Annotated in this window: 1 protein-coding gene and 1 pseudogene; one reads left to right on the forward strand and one right to left on the reverse strand. The window is 68.8% G+C overall.

Features of this window, described 5'->3' with window-relative positions; genetic code table 11:
- Positions 1 to 52 precede the first annotated feature (52 nt).
- A pseudogene (locus Q4I23_RS32410) lies at positions 53 to 352 on the forward strand (TSUP family transporter); the annotation flags it as partial.
- A gap of 1 nt (position 353) precedes the next feature.
- Here the strand turns inward: Q4I23_RS32410 and Q4I23_RS32415 are convergent.
- On the reverse strand, positions 354 to 1,895 hold the full coding sequence (locus Q4I23_RS32415) for an efflux RND transporter permease subunit (protein WP_498528966.1): 1,542 nt from the start codon (positions 1,893 to 1,895) through the stop codon (positions 354 to 356).
- Between the last annotated feature and the right edge of the window lie 26 nt (positions 1,896 to 1,921).

Below are 1,921 nucleotides of genomic sequence, written 5' to 3' on the forward strand. Positions count from 1 at the left end.
GCGTATAATCGTCGGCAGCGTCAGATGTGTATAAGAGACAGCCACCGGCGTCTTCGTCATCCCCGCCGTGCCCTACCTCCAGGCGCTGGAGCTGGAGCGCGACCGGCTGATCCAGGCGCTCGGCCTGTCCTTCACGGTGTCCACGCTGGCTTTGGCCGCCGGGCTGGCGCAGCACGGGCTGTTCGACGGCACGCTGGCCTGGGGATCACTGGCGTCCCTGCTGCCGGCCCTGGCCGGGATGGCGCTCGGCCAGAGCCTCCGCCGGCGGGTGCGAGCGGAGGTGTTCCGGCGCTGCTTCTTCCTCGGCCTGCTGGCGCTCGGGCTGTTCCTGATGCTGGAGCACCTGAGGTGACTTACTCCGCAGCCGTGCCGTGCGCCACAGCGTCCGGGTCCTTGTGGGCGAACCAGCGCTTGAAGCGCCGGGACAGCGCGTCGAGGTACGTGAGGATCACCGGAACCACCAGCAGGGTGAGCAGGGTGGAGCTGATGAGGCCGCCGATCACCGCGTGGGCCATGGGGGCGCGCTGCTGAGCGCCCTCGCCGATGCCGAGCGCCAGCGGGATCATGCCGAAGATCATCGCCATGGTGGTCATGACGATGGGGCGCAGGCGGATGATGCCGGCCTCCACCACCGCGTCGCGCAGGTCCACCCCGCGGGCGCGGGCCTGGTTGGCAAAGTCGACCAGAAGGATCGCATTCTTGGTCACCAGTCCCATCAGCATGATGAAGCCGATGGCGCTGAAGATGTTCAGGGTGGAGCCGGCGACGAGAAGCCCCAGGAACACCCCGACCAGCGACAGCGGCAGCGACATCATGATGGCGATGGGCTGCAGGAAGCTGCCGAACTGCGAGGCCAGGATCAGGTAGATCAGGATCACCGCCAGTAGCAGCGCCTGGGTGGCGTAGGCCGACGTCTCGGCGATGTCCTTGGTCGAGCCGCCGAAGACGATGCGGTAGCCGGGCGGCAGCTTGATCTCCGCGATGGCCGCCTGGAGCTCCTTGCCGGCATCGCCGGCCGGGCGGCCCTGGACGTTGGCCTGGACGTTGACCTCGCGCGACAGGTCGCGGCGGTTGATCTGCGAGGCGCCGAGCGTCGTCTCGACCCGGCTGACCTGCGACAGCGGCACCATGCGCGGCGTCCCCTCGGCGTCGTTGGAGCCGGTCAGGTAGATGCGGTCGAGGTCGGCGCGGCCCGCCCGGTCGCTTTCCGGCAGGCGCACCAGCACGTCGTAGGTCTCGCCGTCTGGCGCCTTCCAGGTGGACACCTTGTCGCCGGCGAAGAGGGGACGCAGCGTGTTCGCCACTTGCGCCGTGCCGACGCCGAGGTCGCTCGCCAGATCGCGCTCCAGCCGCACCGACAGGGTCGGCTTGGCGGCCTTCAGGCTGACGTCCACGTCCACGAAGCCGTGGATGCCGGCCATGGCGGCGGTCACCTGCTTGCCGATGCGGTCCAGCTCCGCGATGTCGCGGCCCTGGACGGACACCTGGATCTGCTTCTGCACGCCGCCGACGCCGGGAATGCCGATGCCGATCTGGACGCCGGGAATCGCCGACAGCCGTTCGCGCAGCGGCGGGGCCAGGGTGTTCGGGGTGCGCGTGCGCTGGTCGATCGGCTTCAGCCGGACATAGACGCTGCCCCGGTTCTTGCCGACCGACGCGCCCGTGTTCACCGTGGAGTAGGTGTAGGCGACCTCCGGAAACTCGCGGATCGCCGCCTCGACCTGCCGCAGCTTGGCCGCCGTGTAGTCGAGCGACGACCCGACCGGCGTCTCCACATCGACGATGGATTCCCCGAGGTCGGCAGCGGGCACGAACTCCACGCCGATGCGCGGCACCAGGAAGAAGCTGCCGACGAAGATCGCCAGCGCCATCAGCAGCACCTGTCTCTTATACACATCTGACGCTGCCGACGATTATACGC

It is taken from the genome of Azospirillum sp. UFLA03-27, assembly GCF_059803775.1.